General features: G+C 63.7%; 24 protein-coding genes. 13 read left to right on the forward strand and 11 right to left on the reverse strand.

Annotation, left to right across the window (positions count from 1 at the left end; genetic code table 11):
- The first annotated feature begins 25 nt into the window (after positions 1-25).
- Together GJ695_RS11260 and GJ695_RS11265 are read left to right on the forward strand one after the other, a co-directional pair.
- Complete coding sequence (locus GJ695_RS11260) at positions 26-2,341, forward strand: TonB-dependent hemoglobin/transferrin/lactoferrin family receptor (RefSeq protein ID WP_154364721.1); 2,316 nt, start codon at positions 26-28, stop codon at positions 2,339-2,341.
- Between the two features lie 10 nt (positions 2,342-2,351).
- Entirely contained in the window at positions 2,352-3,518 is a 1,167-nt protein-coding gene (locus GJ695_RS11265; protein ID WP_154364723.1) for a hemin-degrading factor, read from the forward strand.
- Positions 3,519-3,628: 110 nt separating this feature from the next.
- On the opposite strand, the gene GJ695_RS11270 is transcribed toward GJ695_RS11265, so the two are convergent.
- The gene (locus GJ695_RS11270) at positions 3,629-4,822 is read right to left on the reverse strand and encodes a glycerophosphodiester phosphodiesterase (RefSeq protein ID WP_154364726.1); all 1,194 of its coding nucleotides are present in this window, start codon (positions 4,820-4,822) and stop codon (positions 3,629-3,631) included.
- Entirely contained in the window at positions 4,822-7,212 is a 2,391-nt protein-coding gene (locus GJ695_RS11275) for a TonB-dependent receptor (RefSeq protein WP_154364728.1), read from the reverse strand. Before GJ695_RS11275 ends, GJ695_RS11270 begins: the two co-directional genes overlap by 1 nt.
- 119 nt (positions 7,213-7,331) lie before the next feature.
- On the opposite strand from GJ695_RS11275, the gene GJ695_RS11280 reads away from it, so the two are divergent.
- Together GJ695_RS11280 and GJ695_RS11285 are read left to right on the forward strand one after the other, a co-directional pair.
- Positions 7,332-7,637 (forward strand): hypothetical protein, encoded by a 306-nt coding sequence (locus tag GJ695_RS11280; protein ID WP_154364730.1) that lies wholly within the window; start codon positions 7,332-7,334, stop codon positions 7,635-7,637.
- Positions 7,637-8,602 carry a bile acid:sodium symporter family protein gene (locus tag GJ695_RS11285; protein WP_154364732.1) on the forward strand — a complete coding sequence of 322 codons (966 nt, stop codon included), beginning with the start codon at positions 7,637-7,639 and terminating at the stop codon, positions 8,600-8,602. Before GJ695_RS11280 ends, GJ695_RS11285 begins: the two co-directional genes overlap by 1 nt.
- 31 nt (positions 8,603-8,633) lie before the next feature.
- Here GJ695_RS11285 and hslO read toward each other — a convergent pair whose 3' ends face one another.
- Positions 8,634-9,593 (reverse strand): Hsp33 family molecular chaperone HslO, encoded by a 960-nt coding sequence (hslO, locus tag GJ695_RS11290; protein ID WP_154364734.1) that lies wholly within the window; start codon positions 9,591-9,593, stop codon positions 8,634-8,636.
- Between the two features lie 4 nt (positions 9,594-9,597).
- Entirely contained in the window at positions 9,598-10,122 is a 525-nt protein-coding gene (locus GJ695_RS11295; protein ID WP_154364736.1) for a gamma carbonic anhydrase family protein, read from the reverse strand.
- 136 nt (positions 10,123-10,258) lie between these two features.
- On the opposite strand from GJ695_RS11295, the gene GJ695_RS11300 reads away from it, so the two are divergent.
- The 9 genes from GJ695_RS11300 to bamC all read left to right on the forward strand — a co-directional run bounded on the left by GJ695_RS11300 (position 10,259) and on the right by bamC (position 18,386).
- Positions 10,259-11,146 carry an alpha/beta fold hydrolase gene (locus tag GJ695_RS11300; RefSeq protein ID WP_154364738.1) on the forward strand — a complete coding sequence of 296 codons (888 nt, stop codon included), beginning with the start codon at positions 10,259-10,261 and terminating at the stop codon, positions 11,144-11,146.
- Between the two features lie 9 nt (positions 11,147-11,155).
- Positions 11,156-11,995 (forward strand): 3',5'-nucleoside bisphosphate phosphatase, encoded by an 840-nt coding sequence (locus GJ695_RS11305; protein ID WP_154364740.1) that lies wholly within the window; start codon positions 11,156-11,158, stop codon positions 11,993-11,995.
- A 118-nt stretch (positions 11,996-12,113) separates the two neighbouring features.
- On the forward strand, positions 12,114-12,989 hold the full coding sequence (htpX, locus tag GJ695_RS11310; RefSeq protein WP_154364742.1) for a protease HtpX: 876 nt from the start codon (positions 12,114-12,116) through the stop codon (positions 12,987-12,989).
- 3 nt (positions 12,990-12,992) lie between these two features.
- Positions 12,993-13,616 carry an L-threonylcarbamoyladenylate synthase gene (locus GJ695_RS11315; RefSeq protein ID WP_154364744.1) on the forward strand — a complete coding sequence of 208 codons (624 nt, stop codon included), beginning with the start codon at positions 12,993-12,995 and terminating at the stop codon, positions 13,614-13,616.
- A 75-nt stretch (positions 13,617-13,691) separates the two neighbouring features.
- Entirely contained in the window at positions 13,692-14,366 is a 675-nt protein-coding gene (locus GJ695_RS11320; protein ID WP_154364745.1) for a site-2 protease family protein, read from the forward strand.
- A 7-nt stretch (positions 14,367-14,373) separates the two neighbouring features.
- Positions 14,374-15,576 (forward strand): tryptophan--tRNA ligase, encoded by a 1,203-nt coding sequence (locus tag GJ695_RS11325; RefSeq protein WP_154364747.1) that lies wholly within the window; start codon positions 14,374-14,376, stop codon positions 15,574-15,576.
- Positions 15,577-15,596: 20 nt separating this feature from the next.
- Entirely contained in the window at positions 15,597-16,145 is a 549-nt protein-coding gene (locus tag GJ695_RS11330) for a class I SAM-dependent methyltransferase (protein WP_154364749.1), read from the forward strand.
- A gap of 84 nt (positions 16,146-16,229) precedes the next feature.
- On the forward strand, positions 16,230-17,105 hold the full coding sequence (gene dapA / locus GJ695_RS11335; protein ID WP_154364751.1) for a 4-hydroxy-tetrahydrodipicolinate synthase: 876 nt from the start codon (positions 16,230-16,232) through the stop codon (positions 17,103-17,105).
- Between the two features lie 126 nt (positions 17,106-17,231).
- Positions 17,232-18,386 carry an NlpB/DapX family lipoprotein gene (gene bamC, locus GJ695_RS11340; RefSeq protein ID WP_371866521.1) on the forward strand — a complete coding sequence of 385 codons (1,155 nt, stop codon included), beginning with the start codon at positions 17,232-17,234 and terminating at the stop codon, positions 18,384-18,386.
- Between the two features lie 120 nt (positions 18,387-18,506).
- On the opposite strand, the gene GJ695_RS30060 is transcribed toward bamC, so the two are convergent.
- The 7 genes from GJ695_RS30060 to GJ695_RS11375 all read right to left on the reverse strand — a co-directional run bounded on the left by GJ695_RS30060 (position 18,507) and on the right by GJ695_RS11375 (position 24,628).
- On the reverse strand, positions 18,507-18,746 hold the full coding sequence (locus tag GJ695_RS30060) for a hypothetical protein (RefSeq protein WP_154359829.1): 240 nt from the start codon (positions 18,744-18,746) through the stop codon (positions 18,507-18,509).
- 306 nt (positions 18,747-19,052) lie between these two features.
- Positions 19,053-19,508 (reverse strand): DUF7931 domain-containing protein, encoded by a 456-nt coding sequence (locus tag GJ695_RS11350; RefSeq protein ID WP_154364753.1) that lies wholly within the window; start codon positions 19,506-19,508, stop codon positions 19,053-19,055.
- 18 nt (positions 19,509-19,526) lie between these two features.
- Positions 19,527-20,648: a cupin domain-containing protein gene (locus GJ695_RS11355; RefSeq protein WP_154364755.1), complete on the reverse strand. Its 1,122-nt coding sequence runs from the start codon at positions 20,646-20,648 to the stop codon at positions 19,527-19,529.
- A gap of 143 nt (positions 20,649-20,791) precedes the next feature.
- Entirely contained in the window at positions 20,792-21,541 is a 750-nt protein-coding gene (locus tag GJ695_RS11360; protein WP_208023384.1) for an ABC transporter permease, read from the reverse strand.
- A complete protein-coding gene (locus GJ695_RS11365; protein ID WP_154359832.1) occupies positions 21,541-22,770 on the reverse strand; it encodes an ABC transporter substrate-binding protein in 1,230 nt (409 codons plus the stop codon). The genes GJ695_RS11360 and GJ695_RS11365 overlap by 1 nt, the downstream gene beginning before the upstream one ends.
- Entirely contained in the window at positions 22,767-23,561 is a 795-nt protein-coding gene (locus tag GJ695_RS11370) for an ABC transporter ATP-binding protein (RefSeq protein ID WP_154364757.1), read from the reverse strand. Before GJ695_RS11370 ends, GJ695_RS11365 begins: the two co-directional genes overlap by 4 nt.
- On the reverse strand, positions 23,558-24,628 hold the full coding sequence (locus tag GJ695_RS11375) for an acyl-CoA dehydrogenase family protein (RefSeq protein WP_154364759.1): 1,071 nt from the start codon (positions 24,626-24,628) through the stop codon (positions 23,558-23,560). Before GJ695_RS11375 ends, GJ695_RS11370 begins: the two co-directional genes overlap by 4 nt.

Here is a 24,628-nt window from a genome sequence, read left to right on the forward strand (position 1 = left end):
TTTAACTCCTCTCTCTTGGAATACTATGGTTGCTACCCTCTCGGGCGCACGGCACCAGGCCGCGCCTTTGTCTCTTCACGTCCGATCCGCCCTGCTGGTCATGCTGGGCGCGGTTGCCATGCCGTCCTTCGCGCAGGACGCGCCGGCCACGCCCTCGACTGAATTGTCGGAAATCCTGGTCAAGGCCAGGCGCGATCTCGATACTTCCACCAAAAACGGCAGCACCACCGTGCTGAGCACGCGCCAGCTGGAGCAGAACAACGCCATCGACATGGCCAACATCGCGCGCTACTCGCCGCTGGTGGCCGTGCCGGCCGCGGCCAGCGGCGGCGGCAATATCTGGGACGGCGCCGGCAACACCGGCATCAACATCCGCGGCGTCGAAGGCAACCGCATCAGCCTGCAACTGGACGGCATCGCGCTGCCGGATGCGGCCTCGCGTCCGGACGGCACCTCGAACAACTCCTTCGGCATCGGCCGCGACTACTTCGATCCGGAAATCTTCCGTGAAGTGATCATCGGTTCCGGCGCCAGCCCGACCGGCGGCGGCTCGCCGGGCCTGGGCGGTTCGGTGTCCTTCATCACCAAGGCGCCGGAAGACTACCTGGACGGCACGCGCAAGGTCTACGCCGACTACAAGTTCGGCTACACCTCGGACCATGGCATGCGCCTGCACGCGGTCACCGCCGCCACCGAAATCAGCCCGAGCCTGAAAGCGCTGATCGTCGCCGCGCACCGCACCGGCGACGCCTCGAAAATCAACAGCAGCGCGCCGGTGAATCCAGACGAGTGGGATTCGAACGCCATCCTGGCCAAGCTGAACTGGACCATCGCCAGGGACCAGAAGCTGAACTTCACCATCGACAGCTACAAGGCCGAGCACAACCGCGAATTCGACAACAAGGTCGGCAGCTCGTATCCGGATGGCGCGACGCAGAACTCCAACACCAAGCGCACCCGCTTCAGCGTCGAACACCAGTGGACGCCCACCGGCGTGGCGCTGTTCGACACGCTGGACAGCAAGGCCTACACGCAGAAATCCGAAGTGGTCGATCTGACCCACGCCGACTACATCACCGGCGCGCAGCCCTACATCCGCGACATCAACACCGGCTTCTACAACGACAACAAGGGCCTGTCGCTGGATGCCACCAAGCAGCTGTCCGGCAATCTGTTGAGCTACGGCGTCAGCTACGAGCAGCAGGAAAGCCGCCGCCCGTGGAGCGAAGACCGCGTGGTGGTGAAAACCGGCGCGCATCAGGTCACGCTGAAAAACCGCATGGCCGACATGGACACCGACAAATTCGTCGCCTATGTGCGCGACGAGATCGGCTTCTCGCTGGGCGGCCTGCCATCCACGCTGACGCCAGGCCTGCGCGGCGAGCAGCGCAAACTGTCGCCGAAGAACCTGCAAAACTACGTGGTCGCCGTGCCGAGCGCCGCCAAGGAAATCAAGGATGAAACCGATTCCTTCTTCACGCCATCGCTGAACCTGTCGGTGGAATTGACGCCTAAACTGAACGCCTTCGCGCAGTACTCGCGCGGCACACGCCTGCCGACGGCGGCCGAGCGCACCGGCACCTATGATTCGTTCAGCTACACCGGCGCGGGCAACGGCTACGCGGTGCTGGGCAATCCGGATCTGAAAAAAGAAACCAGCAACGCCTTTGAAGTGGGCTTGAAAGGCGCGCCGACGCCGGGCGTGGAATTCAGCGCCTCGCTGTTCGATACCCGCTACAGCAACTTCATCGAATACGCGACGCAGCCTGCCGATCCGGTCAACTACCCGACCATCACCTTCGGCCTGTACCGTCCGGAAAACGTCGGCAAGGCCAACATCTACGGCGTCGAATTCAGCTCGCGCTTCGAGCTGGGCCAGTGGATGAACACCATGAAAGGCTACAGCCTCAACCTGGCGGCCGGCGCTTCCAAGGGCACGTCGGAAAACACCAGCACCGGCAAGAAAGCCGACCTGCCGTCGGTGCAGCCGTACAAGGCCAACGCCACCTTCGCCTACGACGATCCGGGCCTGCGCGGCGGTGCGGCGCTGACCGCCAGCGCGGCGCGCGGCAAGCAGGCCGCCGGCGACGTGCTGACCGGCACCACGACCACCATGTTCAATGTGCCTGGTTATGGCGTGCTGGACCTGACGGCCTACTGGAACATCAACAAGCACGTCACCCTCAGCGGCGGCGTCTACAACCTGAACGATAAAAAGTACTGGGACTACGCCTCGTCGCGCAGCCTGCCTGCCGGCACCACGGCCGCCACCCTGGCCGACATCGAACGCCAGACGCGTCCGGGACGCAATTACGCCTTCAACCTCAAAGTGATTTACTAAGGAGCTCGCCATGAAACCCCACCATCGATTCGCCCTGGCGCTGACCGGCGCCTTGCTGATCTCCGCATCGGCCGGTGCCGCCAGCCTGACGGAACGCTACGACGCCCTGCGCGCCGAGCAGCCGAAACTGCCGCTGCGCGACGCCGCCGCCAAACTGAATGTGTCGGAAGCGGAACTGCTGGCCACCACCGGCCTCGGCAAGACCGTGACACGCTTGCAGGAAGGCGACAACGTGCCGCGCGAAATCATGCGCCGCGCGCTGGACCTCGGCAAAGTCATGGCGCTCACGCGCAATGAAAACGGCGTGCTGGAGCGTACCGGCGTCGCCACCCGCCTGAAGCCGCAGGAAGAAGTGGCCGGCCTCGACGCCGACAAGGAAAAGGAACGCGAAGCGCGCCTGCGCAACATCGCCGGCGGCTACCTGGGCGGCGAGATCGACCTGCGCTTCACGTTTAAAAACTGGAAGTATGCGTTTGCCGTGGTGCAGCCGGGCAAGGATGGCGGGGTCACGCGCAGCCTGCAATTCTTCGACCAGAGCGGCAACGCCGCGCACAAGCTGTACGTCAAGAGCGATGAAGGCGTGGCCGTGTTCGACAAGATCGTCGCCGATTTCCGCAACCCGGTGCAGAGCGCCGATCTGAAAGTGGCGGCAGCGCCGTTGAAGCCCGCCGAGAAGCCGGACAGCGCGATCGACGTCAAGGAATACCAGATGGCGTGGAACGAGCTGAATGATGTGCACCAGTTCAACCGGCTGGTGACCGAGTTCGGCATGTCGCGCGAACAGGCGCTGCGGCTGGGGCCGGTGGACAAGGTGCAGCGGGTGACGCCGCAGGCGGTGCGCCAGTTGCTGGAGGAGTCAGCCAAGCAGAAGATCGACATCATGGCCTTCCTGGGCAATGATGCGGCGATTCAGATCTACAGCGGCAAGATCAGCAAGGTACAGGAAGCGGGCGGGTACTTCAACGTGCTCGATCCGGAGTTCAATTTGCACCTGCGTGACAGCGCGTTCCAGAGTGGCTACGTGATCAAGCGTGCCGGGGTGACGTCGGTGGAGTTCTTCGACAAGAATGGGGAGCTGGTGGTGAGTTTCTTTGGCGTCCGCGAGCGCAACAAGCCGCAGCCGCAAAGCTGGGTTGAAATGACCGCAGCCCTGCCGCATGCCAACGCCAGCCGTTAGTACCCCAAAACGAAAGGGTCTGACCCCGTACGGGGTCAGACCCTGGCCGCAGCGGTGTGCGGGTTTCAAGGGTGCCGCGCGCTTTAAGGCGAACGGCAGCGTCAACCCCGTCAGCCGAGGGCGGCGCGACCCAGGGCTGGGTCGTCGGTGAAGAAGCCGTCAATGCCGGTAGCCACGTAGCGCTTGATTTCGGCGATGGAGCCAGCCTCATTGCGCGCAGCATCCCCAGCACTGTTGCGGAAATCCGCCGCCAGGAAATGATTCTCCGGACGGAAGGTCCAAGGCTCCACGCGCAGGCCAACCTTATGCGCATCTTCCACCAGCGACGACGGCGCATCCAGCGAACCATCCTTCTTCAGCGGAATGATCGAGCGCGTCGGCGGCGCCACCACATCCGCGTACTGGGCGATATCGCGCAAGCCAGCCGGCGTGCACATCTGCGCAAACGTCAGCGTGCCACCCGCCGCCGCCACATCCATCGGACGCACATTCTCGCCGATCACCAACTGCATCAAACGCAGATTGGCGCGATGGCCCAGCTTGCCGCGCAGGTATTTCAGATTCGCCACCTCAAACGACTGAATCTCCACCGGATTGCGACGGGTGTAGTCATGCGCGCCGAGGATCGCCAGGAAACGGTCCTCCAGCGGCAGGCCGACGCTGGCGAAATAGGTCGAATGCTTCAGCTCCGGCACGATGCCGACGATACGCCCGCGCGCCGCCGACTCGGCCGCCACGAAATCGATGATCTCTTCAAACGTCAGCACCTGGAACATGCCGTTGTACTGCGCGCTGCCCGGACGGAATTGCGGAATCCGTTCCACCGCGCGCAGCGTTTTCAGTTCCAGCAGCGTGAAGTCGTCGACAAACCAGCCTTCGTGCGTTTCGCCATCGATGGTCTTGCGCGTCTTGCGGCTGGCAAATTCCGGATGGCTGGCAACGTCGGTGGTCTCGCTCAAAAACGCTTCATGACGCGCGACCAGCACGCCGTCCTTGGTGCTGACCAGATCCGGCTCGACATAATCGGCGCCATCGGCGATCGCCTTGGCATACGAACCCAGCGTGTGCTCGGGACGCAGCGCGCTGGAACCGCGGTGGCCGAAGATCAGCGGACGCGGCTGCGCCACGCCCACCGGACCGATGCCCGGCATGCCGGACAGGTCCGGCGTGGCGAACGCGCCCGGCGTCAGCATGCTGGCCGCCTGCGCCATGCCCGGCAGCAGCAGGGCCGCGCCGGTGGCGGCCGCCGCCGTCTGGATAAAGCCGCGACGCGAGAGTCGCTTAGGCAAATAAAGTGTGGTCATCAGAAGTCCGCCATCAAAGTCAGGAAGCCCTGACGAGGTGCAATTGGGAAGGTATTGTACGTGCCGCTGGCCGCGCCGACCACCACGTTCAGATCACCCTCGCGATTGGCCAGGTTGGTCACGTTCAGACGATAGCGCGCATTCTTGACCCAGCCGCCGTTCAGGAACGGCAGCTTGCCCGATACGGCCAGGCTCATCAGGAAGTAATTGCTGACCGACAGATCGTTGGTGTAGGTCGCGTAGCGCTTGCCGACGTAGTCGCCGATCAGCTGGAACTCGGTGTCGGCCACGTTCAGCGTGGCGACGGTCTTGTTCATCCACTCCGGGCTGCCTGGCACTTTTTTGCCGGCGGTCAGCACGGTGTCCTTGCCGTTCAGGTAGTTGTCATCGTACTTCGACTGGTTGTACGACAGCGCGTTGTACAGCGAGAAGGTGCGGCCGAAGTGCGCCGTGGCCGACAGGTCGACGCCGTTGGTCTTGACGCTGCCGACGTTGGTCAGCACCGCCAGGTTGCCGCCGATGATGGACGAGATCACCGAGGTCGGGCTGATTTGCAGCAGGCGGTCCTTGAAGTCGACGTGGTAGACGTTGATCTGGCCATCGATCGCGCTCAACGCGCCCCAGTTCAGCTGGTGGCTGCTGCGCAGGCCGGCTTCGTAGGTGATCGAGGTTTCAGGCTTGGCGGTGGTCTTGAACAGGTCGAACGCGGCCTGGCTCGACAGGCTCCATGGCGAAGCGCCGCCGCCGCCGTAGGTGACGAACTGGCGCATGTTCTTCTGCACGTTGAAGAAGGCCTGGTCTTGTGGCGTGATGTCCCAGCGGCCGCCGATCTGCGGCAGGAACCATTTCTTGGTGTCGATATTACCGACCGGCAGTGCGGTCGAGCCGGCGATGGCGCCGTTCTTCGGCTGTACCGGGAACTGGCCGTCGGCAAATTGCAGGCTCGACTTGAAGCCGGCTTGCAGCGACAGGTCAGGGCGCACACGCCATTCATCCTGCAGGCTCAGCTGGGCGACCTTGTTGTCGATCTCGCTGCCGTACTGGGTGATCAGCGGATTGCTTGGACGGTCGTATGGCGAGCTTGGATTGTTGACGTCCAGCGCGTACCAGCGGCGGTAAGCCGACGAGCGGTTATGTTCCAGCCACAGGCCGGCTTGCAGGTTGTGGTTGCCGATTTCGGTCTTGAAGTTCGACAGCCAGCCGTTGCGGTTGATCGTGTATTCGGTGGTGCGGGTGGCGTAGCCGGAGTTGCCGAACACCTGCTTCAGATTCTGACCAGGGAAGTAGACGGCGAACAGCGCCGGCAGGCCTGCCACGCCGATCGGACCGGCCACCACGCCGACGCCGTCGTCGTTGTGGTAGTAGATCTGGTTCGACCAGGTGGTGGTGTCGTTGATGTTCCAGTCGTACTTGGCGTAGGTCAGGTAGTCGGTACGCTGCGCATCGCTGTAGTAGTTGCGGTAATTGTTGCCGTCGGCCGCAGGCGTGCCGCCGGTGGCCGACAGGTAGCCCACCGCCTGCTGGAAGTTCGGGTACATGAACGGACGGGTGTACGGCTGGTATTTCTCGGTGGCCGAGCGCACGGTGCTGTCTTCGTTCGGTTCGATCTTGTCCGAGTACGCGAAGTACAGGGTCAGCTTGCCATTGTTGCCGTTGTTGATGAACTTGGCGTTGACCTGGTCGCCGCCCTGGCGGCCGTTGAAGTCCCAGGCTTTCTGCTCGTGGTGCACGGCCGAGATGTAGGCGCTGTTGCCATCGCCGAAGTTGCCGGTATCGTAGCGCACGAAGGTGCGCGAAGTCTTGTAGCTGCCCACGGTCTGCTGCACGGCGACGTTCTGGTTGGCCAGCGGGTTGCTGGAGAAGGTCTCGATGGTGCCGCCCAGGTTGCTGGTCGAGGCGGTCGACAGGTCGCCGGCGCCCGACGACAGGATCACGCTGCCGACGTTTTCGCTGGTGATGGCGCGTTGTGGCGACAGGCCGTTGTAGTTGCCGTACTGCTGGTCGCCCAGCGGCACGCCGTCCAGCGTGTAGCCCAGCTGCGAGCCGCTGAAGCCGTGGATGAACAGCGACAGATTCTGTTCGTTGTTGCCCCATGGGTCGGCGGTCTGGAAGCTGACGCCTGGCAGGGTTTGCAGCGCTTTTAACGGGTTGATACCCGGCAGCATTTTTTGCATATCGTTCTTGCCCAGTTCCACCGACGAGCGCGATTTGCGGGTCGCTACTTCCACCGTGGCGATCGGTCCGGCTGCGGCAGCCTCGGCTTCCGTAGCGGTTTCGACGGCGGCTGGCGTGTCGGTCATGTCGGCGACAGCGGCGGCAACGTTGGCGGCCATGGCCAGCATCGGGAAGCTCAGCGCGGCGAAGCACACTGCGGATAATTTCTTGTTCATGTTTACCTTGGATACAAGTTGGAAGGAATTGCAACGCTGCGGAATGATAGGGACTGAGTGTTACCGGATGATGACGATGCTGGGGTACACTGCTGTCTGGAAATAACATGGGAGTTGCGATGCGCAGAATTTTGTTGCTGGCGATAGCATTGACCGGCTGTTCGATCGACCAATCGCGGTTGGGGAACTTCGTCAACCAGACCGTGCAGCCCGGTATGCCGATGGAGCAGGCGCTGGTGCGCATGCAGGCCGAAGGCTTTTATTGCAACGCCGGCAGCGGCGCCGATGCGGTCATTGCCTGCACGCGCACGTACACGCGGCTGGTGCAGAAGAATTGCGTCGAACGTGTCGACCTGGTGCGCAGCGCCACCGCGGCCAAGACCCTTGGCGCCATCGATGTGCTGGAAGTGAAGTGTCCCAAATAATGAAGCGTCCCCGTTTTTTGCCTGATAACTTCACGCTGGCGATGATCGTCACGGTGATCGCCGCCAGCTTCTTTCCATGCCACGGCGAAGGCGCCGTCATCTTCAACAACGTGACCCACGTCGCGGTGTCGCTGCTGTTCTTCCTGCACGGCGCCAAGCTGTCGCGCGAGGCGGTGGTGGCCGGCATCACGCACTGGCGCTTGCACTTGCTGGTGCTGTTGTGCACCTTCGCCTTGTTCCCGCTGCTGGGCCTGATCCTGAAGCCGGTGCTGACGCCGCTGGTGACGCCGGACCTGTACCTGGGTATTCTGTTCCTGTGCATGCTGCCGTCCACCGTGCAGTCGTCGATCGCCTTCACGGCGGCGGCGCGCGGCAATGTGCCGGCGGCGATTTGCAGCGCCTCGGCTTCGAATTTGCTGGGGATATTTTTAACGCCGGTGCTGGTCGGTTTGCTGACCTCGGCGCAGATGCAGGGCGGCTCGCCGCTGGAGTCGGCCTTGCAGATCGCGCTGCAACTGCTGCTGCCGTTCATCGCCGGCCAGGTGGCGCGGCGCTGGATCGGTGGCTGGGTCGAGCGCAACAAGGCGCTGACGCGGCTGGTCGATCAGGGGTCGATTCTGCTGGTGGTGTACACCGCGTTTAGTGAAGCGGTGGGGCAGGGGCTGTGGCACGAGGTGTCGTGGGCGACCTTGGCCGGCCTGATGGTGATCAATGCGCTGCTGCTGGGACTGGTGATGGGGATCAGCGCGTTTGCCGCGCGCCGTCTCGGCTTCAATCGCGAGGACCGGATTGCGATTGTGTTCTGCGGTTCGAAGAAGAGCCTGGCCAGCGGCGTGCCGATGGCCAAGGTGCTGTTCGCGGGCGGCGCGCTGGGCGCCGTGGTGCTGCCGCTGATGCTGTTCCACCAGCTGCAGCTGATGGTCTGCGCCGTGCTGGCGCAGCGCTACGCGAAAGAAGCGGATTAAATGAGGTTCCCGCGCAGGCGGGAATCCATGCTTAGTGTTTGACTTCGCCGGCCGGGATCAACGTCTCAACCGGCGCGTCGCTGGTGAACAGCTGCGCCACGTCGACCTTGTCGTACTCATAGTGCTGGCCGCAGAAATCGCAGTTCACCGCCACCGTGCCCAACTCGGCAACCACGCTCTCCACTTCCTCGCGGCCCAGCATCTTCAGCATATTGCCGACCTTCTCGCGTGTGCAGCTGCAATGGAATTGCGGATGCTGCGGATCGAACACGCGGATCGTCTCTTCCCAGAACAAGCGCTGCATCAGCACATCGATGCCGGTCTCCAGCAGCTCCTGCTCCTTCAGCGTCGACCCCAGGATCACCGCGCGGTTCCAGGTTTCCAGCGCCTCTTCTTCCGTCAGCGGCGTCGCCTCGGTCTTGCCGCCGTGGTAAGGCAGCTTTTGCAGCAGCAGGCCGCGCGAAACATTGTCGTCCGCCGCCAGCCACAGCTTGGTGTCCAGCTGTTCCGAACGCAGCATGTAGTTTTCGATGACGGTGGCGACATCATCGCCGTCCAGCGGCACGATACCCTGGTACGGCTGCTGGCCCGGCATCTTGTCGGCCGGATCGAGCGTGATGACGAAGCGGCCCTTGCCGGTCGCGTTCAGCAGCGTGGTCAGCGTGGCGTCGTCGGCCACGGCGGCGCCGGCCACCAGCTTGGCGGTGGCGCGCAGGCGCAGTTCGGCGTCGCACTCGACCACCAGCAGGCTCACCGGACCGTCGCCATGGATTTGCATGATGATGGAACCGTTGAACTTCAGGTTGGCCGACAGCAGCGCGGCGGCGGCCGTCATCTGGCCCAGCAGCTTCTTGACCGGCGTCGGGTATTCATGACGCAGCAGCACCTCGCGCCAGGTGGTGGAGATGTCGATCAGCTCGCCGCGCACGGCAGCGTTATCGAAGATGAATTTCTGCAGGGTGTCCTGGGCAGTGATGGGGGTGGTGCTCATTTTTTTATCCGATCTTTTTGAGTTGCGTCTTGAACAGTTGAGCGCGTTTGACATAGCTGTCGGCGCTGCCTTGCAGGGCGGCCACTTCCTCCGGCGTCAGCGGGCGCGCCACCTTGGCCGGCGCGCCGATGATCAGCGAGTGGTCGGGGAAGCTCTTGCCTTCCGTGACCAGCGCGCCGGCGCCGACCAGGCAGCCATTGCCGATCTTGGCGCCATTGAGGATCACCGCCTGGATGCCGACCAGCGAGCCGTCGCCAATGGTGCAGCCGTGCAGCATGGCCTGGTGGCCGATGGTGACGTTGCGACCCACCGTCAGCGGGTAGCCGATGTCGGTGTGCATCACCGTGCCTTCCTGCACGTTGCTGTTTTCACCGATGGTGATACGCTCGTTGTCGCCGCGTAGCGTCGCGCCGAACCACACCGAAGTGTTGTCGTGCAGGCTGACCTTGCCAATCACAGTGGCGGAATCGGCAACAAATGACGATGCAGCTATCTCGGGCGTGTGATCGCCCAGTTGATATATAGACATTGGAAACCTGGTTGAGTGCGGTGGGATGGCGCTATTTTACGCTTGCGCAGCTGGCGAACGGTCGTGCTATTATTTTGCTTTGCCGTTGGCGAGCTTCCGATATGGCGCCAGCCCTCCTATTTTCAAGGCATATGAAATGAGCAACCACCGTCCCTCCCGTTCCGAGTTCCTGACCATTCGCGGCCTGCGCTGCCACGTGCGCCACTGGGGCAGGGAGGGCGCGCCCAAGCTGTTCATGATGCACGGCTGGATGGACGTCGGCGCCTCGTTCCAGTTCGTGGTCGATGAACTGCAGGGTGACTGGCACGTCATCGCCCCGGACTGGCGCGGTTTCGGCCTGTCGCAGCGCAACGGCCTGGACACCTACTGGTTCCCGGACTACCTGGCCGACCTGGACGCCATCCTGCGCCATTACTCGCCGGACCAGGCGGTTTATCTGCTGGGCCACAGCATGGGCGGCAACATCGTCGGCCTGTACGCCGGCGCGCGGCCGGAGCGCATCCGCAAGCTGATCAACCTGGAAGGCGCCGGTCTGAAGGGCGCCAAACCGGAGCAGGCGCCGGGCCGCTACGCCAAGTGGCTGGACGGCCTGCTGGAAAAACCGGACATGCGCACCTATCCGACCCAGGCCGCCGTCGCCGCGCGCCTGCAAAAGACCAATCCGCGCCTGTCGAACGAGCGCGCCGCTTTCCTGGCGCAGCACTGGTCGGCGCAGAACGATGCGGGCGAGTGGGAAATCCTCGGCGATCCGGTGCACAAGCAGGCCGGTCCGCTGCCGTATCACGTCGATGACGTCATGGCCTGCTGGCAGGCGATCACGGCGCCGGTGCTGTGGGTGGAAGCCGACCAGACCAATATGTGGGACTGGATGGGCGCGAAGCCGGCCGGGCGCGTGGAACTGGAGCGCCGCCTGGGTCATCTGCGCGACGTTACCAGCAAGATGGTCTACGATGCGGGCCATATGCTGCACCATGATCAGCCTCAAGCGCTAGCGGAAATGATAGAGGAATTCCTCGCCGGCTAACGATGTACAATGCCTGTTATGAAAGTTGACCTGCATTGTCATTCCAACGTCTCCGATGGCGTACTGGCGCCGGCTGCCGTGGCGGAAACCGCGCGCAAGGCCGGCGTCGACGTCTGGGCGCTGACCGACCACGATGAAGTGAGCGGCATTCCCGCCGCGCGCGCCGCCGCAGCCGCGCAGGGCATGCGCTTCGTCACGGGCGTCGAGATTTCCATCACCTGGGCCAATGAAACGGTGCACATCGTCGGCCTGCAAATCGACGAGAACAATCCTGCGCTGGTGGAAGGCCTGGCCTGCACCCGTTCCGGCCGCGACAACCGTGGCCGCGAGATCGCGCTTCAGCTGGAAAAGGTCGGCATCCACGGCGCCTACGAGGGCGCGCTGAAATACGTCGGCAATCCGGATCTGATGTCGCGCACGCACTTCGCGCGCTACCTGGTCGAAATCGGCGCCTGCGCCAACACCGGCGAGGTGTTCAAGAAATTCCTGTCCGAGGGCAAGCCGGGCTACGTGCCGCATTGCTGGGCCTCGCTGGAACAGTCGGTCAACTGGATACGCAGCGCCGGCGGCATCGCCGTCATTGCCCATCCGGGCCGCTACCGCTTCAGCCAGCTGGCGCAGGGCCAGCTGTTCGAGGAATTCAAGCAACTGGGCGGCGCCGCCATCGAGGTGGTGACCGGCAGCCATACGCCGGACCAGTATCCGGAATACGCGCAGTTGGCAAACTATTACGGTTTCCTGGCTTCGCGCGGCACCGACTTCCATGCGCCGGGCGAGTCCCGCGTCGACTTCGCGGCGCTGCCGCCGCTGCCCGCCAACGTCACACCGGTCTGGCACGACTGGTTCTAAGCTGCGGTGAAATCGCTGCAAGATTACCGGCGGCATCAGGCCGCCCGGCTCTTGATTTTGCGCCTGCCCGGTCTTACCTTATTATTTCGGCAAACTGTCCGTCCCGGAGATTCTTGATATGAAACGCATCGTCCTGTTTATCGCTACCAACCTCGCTGTGATGGTGGTGTTGTCCATCGTCCTGTCGCTGCTGGGTATCGGCCGTCCGGGCTCGGGCAGCACGCTGCAACTGGGCAGCCTGCTGGCGTTTTCGCTGGTGGTCGGCTTTACCGGCGCGATTTTCTCGCTGCTGATCTCCAAGCCGATGGCCAAGTGGTCGACCGGCGCGCGCGTGATCGCCAATCCGTCCAATTCCACCGAGCTGTGGCTGGTGAACACGGTCCGGGCGCTGGCCGAGCGCGCCGGCATCGGCATGCCGGAAGTGGCGGTCTACGAAGGCGAGGCGAATGCCTTCGCCACCGGCGCGTTCAAGAACTCGGCGCTGGTGGCCGTGTCGACCGGTTTGCTGGAAAGCATGAACCGCGATGAAGTGGAAGCCGTGCTGGGCCACGAGGTGGCGCACATCGCCAACGGCGACATGGTGACCATGACCCTGATCCAGGGCGTCACCAACACCTTCGTGGTGTTCTTGGCGCGTATCGTCGGTTTCTTTGTCGACAGCATGTTGAACAAGAATGAAGAGCGGCGCGGCCCCGGCATCGGCTACATGATTACCGTGTTTGTCTGCGAAATCGTGTTCGGCCTGCTGGCCTCGCTGATCGTGGCCTGGTTCTCGCGCCGGCGCGAATTCCGCGCCGACGCCGGTTCCGCCAGGCTGCTGGGCAGCACCGTGCCGATGCAGCACGCGCTGGCGCGCCTGAACGGCATGGAGCCGGGCGCGTTGCCGCAGTCGTTCGCGGCCTCCGGCATCACCAACGGCGGCGGCTGGGGCGCGCTGTTCTCGACCCACCCGCCGTTCGAACAGCGCATCGCCGCGCTGCGTGCCGTACAATAACGCATGAGCCAATTTTTCCAGGTCCACCCGGTCAATCCGCAAGCCCGCCTGATCAAGCAGGCGGCGCAGATTATTCACGGCGGCGGCATTGTCGCCGTGCCGACCGATTCCTGCTACGCGCTGGTCTGCCATCTGGACGACAAGAGCGCGGTCGAGCGCCTGCGCCGCATCCGTGGCATTGACGAGAAGCATCACCTGACCCTGCTGTGCCGCGACTTGAGCGAGCTGGGCGTCTACGCCCGCGTCGACAACCGCCAGTTCCGCCTGCTGAAGGCGGCCACGCCGGGACCGTTCACCTTCATTCTTGAGGCGACCAAGGTGGTGCCGCGCCGTCTCAGCCATCCTTCGCGCAAGACCATCGGCCTGCGGGTGCCGGAAGACGCCATCGTCAATGCGTTGCTGGCCGAGCTGGATCAGCCGCTGCTGGGCAGCACGCTGATCATGCCGAACGAAACCGAGCCGCTGAACGACGCCGACACCATCTGCGAGCGTCTCGGCAAGCAGCTGGAACTGATCATCGACGGCGGCGCCTGCAGCATGGAGCCGACCACCGTCATCGACCTGACCGGTCCCGAAGCCGAACTGGTGCGCCAGGGCCGGGGCGACGCCAGCGCATTCGGACTCTGATTCCACATTAGGCGAGGGCGCCGGCCTTTGACGGCGCCGCAAGTAGGCAAACAAGCCTCTGGTAAAATGCCGTCCATGGATATTGATAGCTTTGTACAGACCGCCACGGTCTACGCCATTCCTGTTCTTTTTGCAATTTCCCTGCACGAAGCCGCACATGGATTTGTCGCCCGCTACTTCGGCGACCCCACCGCTGCCGAAGCCGGCCGCCTGACCATCAACCCGCTCAAGCACATCGACCCGTTCGGCACCATCCTGCTGCCGCTGGTGCTGGCGCTGGTGCACCTGCCGCCGCTGGGCTTCGCCAAGCCGGTGCCGGTCGATTACGGCCGCCTGCGCAATCCGAAAAAGCAGATGGCGTTTGTGGCCGCCGCCGGTCCGGCCGCCAACTTTGTCATGGGCCTGGCGTGGATGGTGCTGTGGATCGTGCTGATCCAGGTGTTCCACTTCACCCAGGATGACTTTTTCATCAAGATGGCCGAGGCCGGCTGGATGGTGAACGCCGCCATGTTCGTCTTCAACCTGATTCCGCTGCCGCCGCTCGACGGCGGCCGCATCGTCACCGGCATTTTGCCGATGTCGCTGGCGCGCCCGTATGCGCGCATCGAACGCTACAGCATGTGGGTGTTCATCGGCCTGATCCTGGCGATGCAGTTTGGCCTGCTGAACGGTTTCCTGATCCGCGGCATGTACATGGTGCATGTGATCTGGCAGACGCTGGTTTATCCGCTGCAACTACTCTTTACCTGATCCGCCTATGTATCCCGATCGCGTCGTCTCCGGCATGCGTCCCACCGGCTCCATGCACCTGGGCCACTACCATGGCGCCCTGAAAAACTGGATCAGGATGCAGACTGAACTGCCGTGCCTGTACTTCGTGGCCGACTGGCACGCGCTGACCACGCACTACGACGACCCCACCGTCATCGAGCGCAGCACCTGGGACATGCTGGTCGACTGGCTGGCCGCCGGCGTCGATCCGTCGCAGTCCACGCTGTTCATCCAGTCGCGCGTGCCCGAGCACGCCGAACTGCACCTGCTGCTGTCGATGGCCACACCGCTGGGCTGGCTGGAGCGGGTGCCGACCTACAAGGACCAGATCGAGAATCTGGCCAGCAAAGACCTGGCAACCTACGGCTTCCTCGGCTATCCGCTGCTGCAGGCGGCCGATGTGCTGATCTACCGCGCCAGCCAGGTGCCGGTGGGCGAGGACCAGGTGCCGCACATTGAAATGATGCGCGAAATCGCGCGCCGTTTTAATCACTTGTACGGCAAGGAAAAAGGTTTCGAGGAAAAGGCGCAGGACGCTGTGAAAAAGCTCGGCAGCAAGCGCGCCAAGCTGTACAACGAACTGCGCACCGAATACCAGCAGGACGGCAAGGAGGAGGCGCTGGCCCAGGCCAAGGCCATGCTGGACGACGCCCAGAGCCTGTCGATGGGCGACCGCGAACGCCTGTTCGGCTACCTCGAAGGCAGCCGCAAGCTGATCCTGGTCGAGCCGCAGTCGCGCCTGACCGAGGCCGCGCGCCTGCCGGGCCTGGACGGCCGCAAGATGTCCAAGAGTTACGGCAACGCCATCGCGCTGCGCGAGGACAAGGACGCGGTCAGCAAGAAGATCAAGACCATGCCCACCGACCCGGCGCGCGTGCGCCGCACCGACGCCGGCGATCCGGAACGCTGCCCGGTGTGGCAGTTCCACCAGGTGTATTCGGATGCGCCGACCCAGGAATGGGTGGTCAAGGGCTGCAAATCGGCCGGCATCGGCTGCATCGAGTGCAAGCAGCCGGTGATCGACGCCATCATCAAGGAACAGGAGCCGATGCACGAGCGCGCCCAGCCGTACCTGGACGATCCGTCGCTGGTGCGCGCCATCGTCGCCGACGGCAACGACGTGGCCCGCAAGCTGGCGCAGGAAACCATGCGCGACGTGCGCGAGGCCATGGGCCTGGCCTACACCTAAGTAAAAGCGGGTAAATACACATGAGCGATCTGATTTCGCCCTGGGTGCAGCGTTATGCGCCCCTGGTCCCCGGCGGCGCCGTGCTGGACCTGGCTTGCGGCACCGGCCGCCATTCGCGCCACATGGCGTCCCTCGGGCATGAAGTGGTGGCGGTCGACCGCGATCCGGCGGCCTTGGCGGCCACCTGCGGCCAGGGCATCACCACCAGCGCCATCGACCTGGAAGAGGAGGGCGCCGCCTGGCCCTTCGGTCCGCAGCGATTTGCCGGCATCGTGGTCACAAATTACCTGCATCGGCCGCTAATTGCCGACATGCTGGCCAGCCTGGCGCCCAATGGCGTGCTGATTTACGAAACCTTCGCCGACGGCAATGCGCAGTTCGGCAAACCGTCGAATCCGGCCTTCCTGCTGCAAGCGGGCGAGCTGCTGGAACTGGCGCGCGAGCACGGTTTGCGGGTGGTGGCGTTCGAAGATGGCGTCATTGACCGCCCAAAAGCTGCCATGGTGCAACGACTCTGCGCCGTAAAGCCTGATTTTCCCCGAGAAGCGGCGCTATTACCGCCATTTTGAGCGTCGATTTGTCCCGCCGAATGCACCACGGGCGCAACCTATCGACTACAATCGTTGTTTTAATTCTTTTAGCAGTGGTTTCCTATGATTAAGGGCAGCATCGTAGCAATCGTCACCCCGATGCACGCAGACGGCAGTCTGGACTTTGAGGGTTTGAACAAGCTGATCGACTGGCATATCGCCGAAGGTACGGACAGCATCGTCATCGCCGGCACCACCGGCGAATCGGCCACCGTCAGCGTGGAAGAGCACTGCGCGCTGATCAAGGCGACGGTCGCCCACGCCAAGGGCCGCATCCCCATCATCGCCGGCGCCGGCGCCAACTCGACCGCCGAGGCGATCAAGCTGACCCGTTACGCCAAGGAAGCCGGTGCCGACGCCACGCTGCAGGTGGTGCCGTACTACAACCGTCCTACGCAGGAAGGCATGTACCAGCACTTCAAGGCCATCGCCGAAGCGGTGGACCTGCCGATCGTGCTGTACAACGTGCCGGGCCGTACCGTGGCCGACATGAGCAACGAGACCATCCTGCGCCTGGCCGACGTGCCGAACATCATCGGCGTGAAAGACGCGACCGGCAACATCGGCCGCGGCTACGACCTGCTGCGCCTGGCGCCGAAGTCGTTCGCCGTGTACTCGGGCGACGATCCGACCGCGATGGCGCTGATGCTGGCCGGCGGCGCCGGCAATATCTCGGTGACCGCCAACGTGGCGCCGCGCGCCATGGCCGACATGTGCCGCGCGGCGATCGCCGGCGACATCGCCAAGGCCGTCGAACTGAACAACAAAGTCTTCCCGCTGCACCAGAAACTGTTCATCGAGCCGAATCCGGTGCCGGTCAAGTGGGCCCTGGCGGAAATGGGCAAGATGCCTGCCGGTATCCGCCTGCCGCTGGTGCCGCTGGCCGACAGTTATCATGAAGCAGTACGCTCGGCCCTGCGAGAAGCCGGCGTCCTGTAAAAACCCGTAGCAACGAGCAACTAGCCCCGACCTGGGTCGGATCATATTTTGCTGCACTCAGCTTCTTATAACAGTAACGACATGACTATTCGCAAGACAGCTTTTATTTCCTCGCAGCGCGTGCTGATGGTAGGCGCAGTAGTGACCACCCTGACCAGCCTGAGCGGCTGCGGTATGCTGGGCTCGGTATTGGGCAACGACAAGGTGGACTACAAGTCCGCCAAGAAGGCCAGCACGCTGGACGTGCCGCCGGATCTGACCCAGCTGCAAAAAGACAACCGCTACTCGCTGCCGGATTCGAGCAACGGCGTGGCCACCGCTTCGGGCTACAACGCCTCCAAGGCGGCCCAGTCGGGCGCGGCCAATCCTGGCGCGGTGATCATTCCTGGCCAGCCGGCCGCCGGCACCGTGGCGCAGATGAGCCTGAGCGACATCAAGGTCGAGCGCGACGGCAACCAGCGCTGGCTGGTGATCAAGCAGACGCCGGAGCAGCTGTGGCCGCAACTGAAGCAGTTCTGGGAAGACTCGGGTTTCACCCTGTCGGAAGAACTGCCGGCCTCGGGCATCATGGAAACCGAGTGGAATGAAAACCGCGCCAAGATTCCGCAGGACTTCATCCGCAACACCATCGGCAAGGTCTTTGATTCGGTGTATTCGAGCGGCGAGCGCGACAAGTTCCGCACCCGCATCGAGCGCCGCGCCGACGGTTCCAGCGAAATCTACATCAGCCACCGCGGCGTGCAGGAAATCGCCACCGGCGCCGAAAAGGAAACCACCAAGTGGATGCCGCGTCCTAACGACCCGGGCCTGGAAGCGGAATTCCTGTCGCGCCTGATGAACAAGCTGGGCAATGGCGGCGAACAGCTGGCCACGGCCAAGACCGCCGTCGAAGGCGCCATCGTGCAGCCTCAGCACGCCTCGCTGGTGGGCGCTGGCGCCGACCGTGCGGTACAGGTGGACGAGGGCTTCGACCGCGCCTGGCGCCGTGTAGGCCTGGCGCTGGACCGCGCCGGCTTCACCGTGGAAGACCGCGACCGCACCCAGGGTATTTACTTCGTGCGTTATATCAACGATACGGCGGAAACCAAGGGCTTCTTCAGCAAGCTGTTTAGCTGGGGTTCGTCGGATGAGGCGGATAAGGAAGCGCAACGTTACCGTATTTCGGTCAAGGCCAATGAAGGCAATACCAGCATCGTCAAGGTATTGAGCAATGCCGGCCAACCGGAAACCGGCCCGGTCGGCGAGAAAATCATCACCCTGCTGCATGAGCAGCTGAAGTAATCGGTAATTAGAAACACAAAGCCGGCGCAAGCCGGCTTTTTTTTATTCCATACATTTAGTTTATAAACCTATGGACGAAAAAAAACCGACCCGAAGGTCGGTTTTTCTCTCAAGCTGATATTACTTCGAAGCAGCTGGAGCAGCAGCAGCCGAAGCGGCTGGAGCAGCGGCAGCGTCCGAAGCTGCTGGAGCAGCAGCAGCTGGAGCAGCAGCGTCAGCTGCTGGAGCTGGAGCTGGTGCTGGAGCAGCAGCTTCTGGAGCAGCTACTGGAGCTGGAGCAGCTGGAGCTGGTTCTTCTTTTTTCGAGCAAGCAGCCAGAGCAACAGCCAGCAGGGAGGCGATCAGCAGGGATTTTTTCATGGATTTTCCTTAGTTAATTCAAAAATTAAACACAGTGTTGCGATTAATAATTACCGGTAATTATCGCTCAATTAGGTCGTCTTCGAAGGCTTTCGTACCTAGAAGGTGCCTACTAGACAACGGAAACTTCCTAGCCGAATATTATAGCGATTTTTAGTGCATCGCAATAGTTCAACAAGCCTAACACATAAGTATTTTGCGATATCGCAACATTTCGTTTCGGACTTTACTTGCGTCTAAGTCCAGCTAACTACCGTGCTGCCCAGCATTTTACTCCTAACTGGCTGATAATCCAGTTGCGTTTGCTCACAATCCCGGGCCGGACTCTATCCAAATTGTAAGGAAACGTTCCAGGCTGGTTTGCAGGTCTTGAGGGCCGTTAAAAACCGCTTCTCCGCGGAAATGATCGGCGTGAAAACGCCGGACAATATCGCGCTGATCGGCAATACAAAAAGAATCGGTTAATTGGCGTAATTGCTGGCTGGTGCGGCGCACTTCAATCAAATGGCCATAATCCTTCAGCAGGCGCAGGAAGCGCGGCGCATCGCGTTCGATCTGGCGGCCGTCGTGGCCCACCAGTTGCAGGCGGCCGCCGCCGTGCAGGAAGCGCCGCAACTGGGCGTCGCTGGCGCTGCTGCCCAGTTCCCAGATGCTGAAGTCGGGGTCGAACAGCTGCAGCGTCTGTTCGGCGCGCGCGAGGCAGCTGGCCAAATGCTGTTGAAATTCCGTCCGCGTGGTGAAGGGAATAACCAGTCTGTCCATCTTGCCTCCCGTTTTAAATCAACCCAGTTCGACCCAGCCGTCCTGATACCACGTGTACAGCGCTTCCAGCACGTCGTCCGAGGCGGTGGCGAACTCGGCGCCTTCCAGGCGGCGGTTGTTGGCCAGCAGTTCCAGCGTGGCCTTGTCGGCCTTGCCGACGCCGAACGATTCGCCGTTGATGAAGACGTTCTTGCCGCGATACAGCATCTGCGTCTTGCGCGACAGGACCAGGCCCTTCTTCATCACCGCTTCGCCGAACTTGCCGACGGTGAGCGGCTTGGCCGGGCCGGTGAAGAACACATTGTGCTTCGGCTCGGACAGGTACTCGCCGAAGAAGATGGTGATGTCTTCCTCGGTGAAGCGCACCTTGTTCAGTTCCTCGGTTAGCGCCGCCAGCATGGCGCGCGGGATCTCGGCCGGCTTGGCGGTCGCTTCCAGTTCCGGATCGGCGTAGCGGCCCGGCAGGTCGATCGAGTCGGCCATGAATTGCAGGAAGTTCTCGCCCAGCTCCTGGTACGACGGCGAGCGGAAGCCGATCGAATAGGTCTGGCAGTCGCCGATGGCGATGCCGTCGTGCGCGTAGTGCGGCGGCAGGTACAGCATGTCGCCGGGATTGAGCACGAACTCTTCGTCCGGCGTGAAGTTGGCCAGGATTTTCAGCGGCAGGCCGTCGATGATGGTCAGGTCTTTCTGCGGGCCGATTTGCCAGCGGCGCTGGCCCTGGGCCTGCAGCAAGAACACGTCGTAGGAATCGAAGTGCGGACCGACGCCGCCGCCATCGGTGGCGAAGCTGATCATCAGGTCGTCGAGGCGGGCGTCCGGCAGGAAGCGGAACTGGCGCAGCAGCGCGTCGGCCTTGGCGTCGAACAGGTTGACACCCTGGACCAGCATGGTCCATTCCTTCTGGTCGCGCGACGGCAGCGATTCCAGCGGGCCGTGCTGCAAGGACCATTCGCCGTCGAAGCCGGTGACCAGGCGCGATTCGGCGTGGTTGGTGGAGGCCAGCTTGGCCAGCGCGTCAAACGACAGCAGCGGCTTGAAGCCGGGGATGGCGTTGCGGATCAGGAGTGGCTTTTTATGCCAGTATTCGCGCAGGAACTGCGCCGGCGTGATGTCGCCGAGGAGCGGTAATTTTTTCATACCGCGATTATAACCTCGGCCGCCGTCGTTCCCGCCTAGGTCGGGTCTGGACCGCAGCGGCGGACGTGAACCCGCACAGCGATAGAGGGGTCTGACCCCGCATGGGGTCAGACCCCGCCACTGACCGTCGTGCGGGGTGCTAATCAGCGCGTGTGGAGCCACTTTGCATGAGCGGCGCGGGCCAACCAGTCCAGGCCGTACCCCAATAAACCGATCAGCACAATCGCCGCCATCAGTTCGTTGTAGGCCAGCCGGTCGCGCGCGTCGAGGATGAAGTAGCCCAGTCCCGCCGACACGCCCAGCATCTCCGCCGGCACCAGTACGATCCAGATGATGCCGATCGCCAGCCGCACGCCGGTCAGGATATCGGCCGTAATCCCCGGCAGCACCACCTTGAACACCGTCTCGCCGCGTGTGGCCGACAGACTGCGCGCCAGCAGCAGCCAGTTGGGATCGAGCCGCGCCACGCCGGTGGCGGTGTTGAGCAGAATCGGCCACACCGCCGCAAACGCCAGCAGGAAGTACACCGGCGCGTCGCCGACGCCCAGCGTCATCACCGCCAGCGGCATCCACGACAGCGGCGACACCATGCGCAGCAGCTGGAACAGCGGCATGGTGGCCGCCGCGAAGCGCTTCGAACTGCCCACCAGCACACCGAGCGGAACGCCGATCAGCGCCGCAGCCAGCAGTCCATAACCGACGCGGCGCAGACTGAGGCCGATGTCGCGCCAGATGTCCGGCCCTTGCAGCATCAATAGCAGCGCGCGGCCGGCCTCCAGCGGCGCGAAGGCGGCGGCGATCGGCGTGTCCTTTTCCAGCGCGGACACGCCGACTTGCCACAGCAGCAGCGCCACCGCAAAGCCCAGCAGCGGCAAAGCAAAGCGACGCAGCATCAGATGGCCAGCGTTTCAGTGCGCATCAGATTGGCCGGCAGGCCGAAGGCTTGCGGGCCGCCGACAGCGGTGATGGCCTTGCGCACGAAGCGGTCGTCCACCAGATCCCTGGCGACAAAGGCCGGATCGAGTTTTTGCAGGAAGCCGGTGTCGCCTTCGAGGCGGGTCTTCTGCAAGGCGCGCACCATCTGCTCGGTGTACGAAGCGAACGGGTAAGGCTGGAAGTCGATGCGGCGCTGGTTCCAGTCCTTGTGCACGATGATGCCGGTCTTCTCGTATTCGGCATAGTCGGTCACGGTCAGCACCTTGGACAGCACTTGCAGCGCGTGCGGCGTGTATTTGTGGCTGTCGCCGTTCGACAGCAGGCGCGCCGTGTCGAGCTGGTTGGAGCGCGTCCACAACTGCGCCTTGACGATGGCGTTGGTGACGCGCTGCGCCCATTCCGGACGGGTGCTGATGTCGCGCTCCGACAGGAAGGTGACGCAGCAGGCGTGGTTCTTCCAGACGTCGCCCGAGAAGCGCAGTACCTTGCCAACGCCGTTGGTTTCGGCCAGCGCGTTGAACGGCTCGGCGACGATGAAGCCGGCGATCGATTTGCTGGCCAGCGCCGACACCATCTCGGCTGGCGCCAGCACCACCAGGTTGACTTCCTTCGGACCGATGCTGCCGTCACGTCCCTTGCTCACCACCGACAGGCCGTTCCTGGCCAGGATCTGTTGCAGCAGCACGTTGTGGATCGAGTACCAGAACGGGATCGCCACGCTGCGGCCACCGAGGTCGGCGACGCTGTTGATGTCCTTGGCGACCGTCAGCGCCGAGCCGTTGATGTGGTTCCACGCCACCACCTTGGCCGGGAACTTGGCGCCGTAGCGCACCGACATGGTGGCCGGCGACAGCAGGTGGATCACGTTCACCTGGCCGGAGACGAAGGCCTCGATGATCTGCGCCCAGCTGCGGAACAGGCGCGGCGCCTCGGCTTGCAGGCCTTCGGCTTCGAACAGCTTGCGGCCGTGCGCCACCAGCAGCGGCGTGGCGTCGGTGATCGGCAGGTAGCCGATCTTCACCGGCTGGTCGTCGCCTTTCGGGCCTTGCTGGGCCATGGCGTCGCCGGCGAACAGCAGCGGCGCGGCGACGCTGGCGGTGCCCAGTGCGGACACCCGCAGGAAGTCGCGGCGGGTCATGCCGCAATCGCAATCGGAGGCCAGGCAGATGTGAGGTGCTTTGTTCATATTGTGCTTTCTGTCGTCGTGGATGCGGTGGTGCGTTGGCCTTGCAGGGCGGCCAGGATGTCGAGGCGCAGTTTGCTGACCGCTTCGCCGTCGGCCAGGCGCGGGCGGGGCAGGTCGACCTGCCACTCGCGCACGATGGCGCCGGGACGGCCGCCCATCAGGATGATGCGGTCGGCGACCAGGATGGCTTCGTCGATGTCGTGCGTGACCAGCAGTGCGGCGGTGTGCCAGCGGTGGACCACGTCGACCAGCAGGGTTTGCATTTCGGCGCGGGTGATGGCGTCCAGCGCGGAGAAGGGTTCGTCGGCAAACAGCAGTTCCGGCTGGCGGGCGAGGGCGCGGGCCAGGGCGACGCGTTGCGCCATGCCGCCGGAGAGGGCGGCCGGGTAGCGCTTCTCGCTGCCTGCGAGGCCGACGGCGGCGATGGCGTCCTGCACGCGCTGCGCGTGCTCGGCGCGGGCGATCTTCGGCTGGCGCGCGAAGTCCAGGCCGAAGCCGGCATTGGCGGTCACGTTCAGCCAGGGCAGCAGGCTGGCTTGCTGGAATACGAGCGCGCTGCGCGGACTCGGCTCCGGCAGCGGCGCACCGAGGAACTGGACGCGGCCGGCGGTCGGCGGCTGCAGGCCGGCCAGCACGCGCAGCAGCGTCGATTTGCCGCAGCCGCTGCCGCCCAGCAGCGCCACGATCTCGCGCGGCCGCACGCCGAGCGAGATGTCTTCAAAGGTCGGCGCGCCACCGGCGTAGGCAAACGCCAGGCCGTCGGCGCGCAGCGCCCAGTCAGCGACCGTCATGCCGCCGCCGCGGCGTGCTTGGCCAGCGCCGCCTGCAGTTGCGTGATGCTTGGCGTGATCACCGGGATGAAGGCCGATTCGCGCCAGCGGCGTGCGAAGCCGTCTTCCTCCTGCGTTAGGTAAGCGTGTCCGCCCTTGGCTTGCAGCTCCAGCGTCAGCGCCTGCTGCACCAGCTCCGCCAGCGCGATGCGCAGCTTGAACAGCGCCGGCGCCGCCGTCACGAAGCGGCCATCGGCCACGCCTTCCAGCAATTGCGCCGTCAGCGCCGCCAAAGCCTGCTGCGCGGCGGCGATCTGTTCGCCCAACTGGCCGCGGGCGGCGGCCGCCACCTGCGCCGCCTTGTCCAGCGCCGCAGCCGCCAGGCCGATCGACATCCCGCACTGCATGCCCAGGAAAGCCGGCCGCACCCGCGCCAGCCACTCCGGCGCCTGCGCCGCGATCACATAGTCCGCGCCGGCCGGCACATTTTCCAGCCGCACCGCCGCCGTATTGCTGCCGCGCAGAGCGATCAGCGCCAGGTTGTCGCTGCGCTGCACGCCCACGTCATCGCTGGCGAACATCGCCACCAGCGGCGTCGAACCATCGGCCGGCGCCACAGCCGCCGCCGCGACAAAGCGCTGCGGACGCAGATTGGTAATCCATGCCAGCTTGCCGTTCAACAGCCAGCCATCGCCATTGGCCGTGCCCTGCACCGCCAGCGCCTCCATCCCCGACAAGAACTTCATCGCATTGGACAAGCCGGTGGCGCCGGCCAGCGAGCCATCCAGCAGCGCCGGCAGCAGACGGTCGCGCAGCGCGGTATTGGAGCTTTGCAGCAGATATTCGACAAAGCTGCGCTGGCCCCAGTAGACAAACGCCGCCGTCACCGAATACCGCGCCACTTCGGCGATACCAAGGATGGCGTCGCGCGCATCGCCATAGTCGCCAGCCGCGCCACCCAACGCCAACGGTACGCCGGCGCGGAAGCAGCCATGCGCGGCCAGCGCCGGCATCACCTCGTCGCCGAGCGACTCCGATTGATCGAGCGTTTCGGCATGCTGCGTCAGCCAGTCGTGCAGGGCCCCCAT

The sequence above is a fragment of the Duganella alba genome (assembly GCF_009674495.1).
GTDB lineage: Bacteria > Pseudomonadota > Gammaproteobacteria > Burkholderiales > Burkholderiaceae_D > Rugamonas > Rugamonas alba.